3 protein-coding genes are annotated in these 3543 nt (G+C 66.8%); 1 reads left to right on the forward strand and 2 read right to left on the reverse strand.

Annotation, left to right across the window (positions count from 1 at the left end; all coding sequences use genetic code 11):
- Nucleotides 1-63 precede the first annotated feature (63 nt).
- Entirely contained in the window at nucleotides 64-1497 is a 1434-nt protein-coding gene (locus tag PGX04_RS27665; RefSeq protein ID WP_273741423.1) for a sodium:solute symporter family protein, read from the reverse strand.
- A 131-nt stretch (nucleotides 1498-1628) separates the two neighbouring features.
- Here PGX04_RS27665 and PGX04_RS27670 point away from each other — a divergent pair, with 131 nt between their 5' ends.
- The gene (locus PGX04_RS27670) at nucleotides 1629-2684 is read left to right on the forward strand and encodes an NrpR regulatory domain-containing protein (protein WP_273741424.1); all 1056 of its coding nucleotides are present in this window, start codon (nucleotides 1629-1631) and stop codon (nucleotides 2682-2684) included.
- Here the strand turns inward: PGX04_RS27670 and PGX04_RS27675 are convergent.
- Nucleotides 2685-3543: agmatinase family protein (locus PGX04_RS27675; protein WP_273741425.1), on the reverse strand; the 859-nt coding region annotated here is incomplete at its 5' end. It lies immediately after the preceding gene.

Genomic DNA, 3543 nt, shown 5'->3' on the forward strand with positions numbered 1-3543 from the left:
GACCAGCCGCGCGCTCGCTGCGGGCCCGCGTCGTAGCGCTCGAGGAGCCGGCGAGCGAACGGGTCAGTCAGCGGACGGCGACGAGTCGAGGCCGTCGACCCAGGCGCTGAGTTTCTCCTGTGCGGGCGGCCCGGTGAGGAGACTCACCGTTGTGAACGAGACCACGCTCGTGACCAGGCCGTAGATGATCGGGAGGTTCGACGAGAAGCCGTGCAGCCAGATGGTCGCGATCACGACGGTCGCGCTGATGAAGATCGACGAGAGGGCGCCCTGCCACGTCGCCCCCTTCCAGAAGAACGCCGCGAAGATGGGCACGAAGATGCTTCCGCTCAGCAGGGCATAGGTCAGCGCCAGCGCCTGGATGACGTTGCCGATCGCGATCGCCGCGGAGACCATCACGACGCCGAGTGCGAGGATGAGCGTACGGGAGACGCGCGCATAGGTCTCGTTCGAGGCGTCGGGATTGACGAAGCGTTTGTACACGTCGTTCGTGAACAGGGTACTCGAGGCGAGCAGCGCCGAGTCCGCGGTCGACATCATCGCCGAGATGAAGCCCGCGAGGATGAGACCCGAGAAGCCGACCGGCACGATTTCCAGAATCAACCGCGGGAGCGCGAGTTCGGGGTCCGCGAGGGTCGGGAGGAGCACGACGGCGATCGCCCCGAGGAGGGCGGTGACGATCCCGTAGACGACGGCGAACGACCCGGCCGCGATCGTGCCCGTGCGGGCGGTCTCCGTCGAGTCGGCTGTAAAGACCCGCTGCCAGACGTCCTGGCCAATCATGATGCCGAGGACGTACAGCAGGAAGTAGCTGGCAATCGTCTGCCACCCGATCGCGGTAATATCGAAGTACGAGGGATCCAGTTCGGCCGCGAGGCCGGAGAACCCGCCGACGGCGTCCAGGCCCAGCGGCAGGGCGAGGAAGAAGATCCCGACCGTCATGATACACCACTGGACGAAGTCGGTGATCGTCACGGAGAGCATCCCGCCCAGCATCGTGTAACTGATGACGATGGCCCCGGCAGCCAGGATCATCGTGTTCTGCTCGACGCCGAACAGGACGCTCAACACCTTGCCGATCGCGATCGTCTGCGTGATCGCGAGCGTGAGCGCGTAGATCCCGGCAATGACGGCCCCGATCGTCCCGGAGTAGCGGTCGTACCGCCGCTCGAGGACCTCGCCGAGCGAATAGGCCTTGAGACTGGCGAGGTTCGTCGAGATCAGGAGCCCGAGCGCGATGGTGCCGAGCCCGAGCATAATGACGAGCCACGCCCCGGAGATCCCGGTCTGGTAGCCGAGGCCGCCACCGCCGATCGTCGAGGCGCCGCCGAGGATGACGGCCGACATGACGGGTATGTACATCCAGATCGGAATGTTCCGACCCGCGACGAGATAGTCGTCGAGCGTGTCCGATTTTTGATACCCCCAGTACCCGACAGCGAGCAGGCCGAGCATGTAGAGTGTCAGTACACCTGTGTCAATGGGCGACACTACCATGGAAACGGATTGCCGCATTATAGTATTTAACAGTTTCTATCAAGGGGGTCCGTCGGGCGGCCGTGGGCCGCCGCGTCCGGCCTGGTCCGATGACGGATACGTTTATTGAACTCTGGGAGAGCCGTAGGGCTATGCCCGAGAATCTCGACCGTCGAGCGTACGATCTCCTCCGCCTCATCGACGGTCACGAACCGATCGGCAGTATCCGGCTGGTCGACCTGCTGAACCGGCACGGGTATTCCATCAAGAGCCGCACCGTGCGCCTCATGCTCTCGAACCTGGACGACGCCGGCTATACCAAAAAAATACCCGGGAAGGGGCGCTGTCTGACGCCGGAGGGCCAGTCGGAACTCGAGCGGGGCCACGTCGGCGCCCGCCTCGAGCAGGTCCGCGAGCGGATCCGAACGCTGACCGGGCAAGTCACGTACGATCCGTTCGAGGACACCGGTGAGGTCGTCGCCGCCTCCATCACCGTCCCGCGGGCGGAGCTCGACGCCGCTCTGGATGCGATCGAACCACTCGCCGAGACGCCGCTCGGGCCGATCCGGCTCGCGATCGAGGAGGACGTGTTCGCAAGCGCCGACAGCGAATCGGCGGACCTGGTGCGCCTCTCTGCCCCCTCGAGTATCACGCTCGACGGGGTGTTGCTCTCACGCGGCATCAACGCCGAGCTCCGGACGGCCGGCATCGTCGAGTACTATGCGGGCCGTGACGCCGACGCGTTTCCCCACGAGGGGGCGTTTGCTCCCGACAACGGCGGGGCAGTCCTGCGGTATACGGATGCGATCAGCGGCGAGGGATCGACGGTCGACGTCGTCAGCCTGTTGATCGAAGCGGGGCGCACCGCGGTCCGGCCCGCGGTCGACGACAGTGACGTGCCCGCCCTGTTCGTGGTCGACAACCGGGAGTTTCCGCTCATGCGGTACGACGAGGCTGTGGACCTCGCGATCGAGGCGCGCGATCGACTCGGCGGGGTCCTCGACGTCCGGAAGCCCCGCGAGGACGGCCCGTTCCCGACCGAAAAACCGGGCTGGGGGTTCGCGTCGATGACCTACGGGGCGGTCGGCGAACTCGTCCTCTCGCTACTGACGGCGGACGGCTACGCCGAGTCGTGGGAGACGCTGTCCGGCCTCGTGCCGCGCTCGCGGTTCGAGCGGGTCTCGGTCGTGCGGGCCCGCCGGACGTAGTTACTCCGCGAACTGGCGCTCGAGGAGGGTGACGAGGAGGTAGGCAGCCAGCGTCTGGGTCGATCGCGTGGGATCATGGTCGGGAGCGACCTCCATGAGGTCCGCGGCGCCGATCGCGTCGTGCGTCCCGAGGATCTCCATGATCGTGAGCGCCTGCCGGCTGCTCAGGCCGGCGGGCTCGGGCGTCCCCGTCCCCGGCGCGACGCTCGGATCGACCGAGTCGATATCGAACGTCAGGTAGACGGCGTCCGCCCCGTCGGCGGCGTGGTCGATCGCGTCGGTGACGACGTCACGGATACCCCGTTCGTGGACGTCGCGCATCGTGTAGAGGCCCAGCCCGGTCTCCTCGGCGAAGTCGAAGAACCCCGGCGACTCGTACCCCCGGATCCCGATCTGGCTGATATTCGCGTAGTCGCCGTAGTCCGACTCCGCGATCAGTCGCGTGGGCGAGCCGTGGAAGTGCTCGCCGAAAATCGGACTCTCCTCGGCGGTGTCCGTGTGGGCGTCGATCTGCACGAGACCGACGCGCTCGGCGTCGGTCGCCTCCGCGAACCCGCGGTAGGCGGGATACGTACAGTAGTGGTCACCGCCGAGCATCACCGGGAACGCCCGTTCGGCCGCGGTCGCGACGTGTGCGGTGATGCTCTCCGCGGACGTCTCCTGGTCCTGCGGGAAGACCGGGACGTCGCCGCAGTCGGCGACCGTCAGATCGCTAAAATCGACTTGGGCGCGCGTGTTCATGTTCGTCAGTCCACCCTTGTAGCCCGACAGGTACGCCCACCAGGTACTCGCCTCGCGAACGGCTGCCGGGCCGTAGCGCGCGCCCGGTCTGTTGCTCGCGGCGGCGTCGAGGGGGGCG

The organism is Natrinema soli (assembly GCF_028618695.1).

Coding starts and splice junctions, on each gene's coding strand:
- PGX04_RS27665 (WP_273741423.1), bottom strand. CDS start 1,497: ATGGTAGTGTCGCCCATTGACACAGGTGTACTGACACTCTACATGCTC.
- PGX04_RS27670 (WP_273741424.1), top strand. CDS start 1,629: ATGCCCGAGAATCTCGACCGTCGAGCGTACGATCTCCTCCGCCTCATC.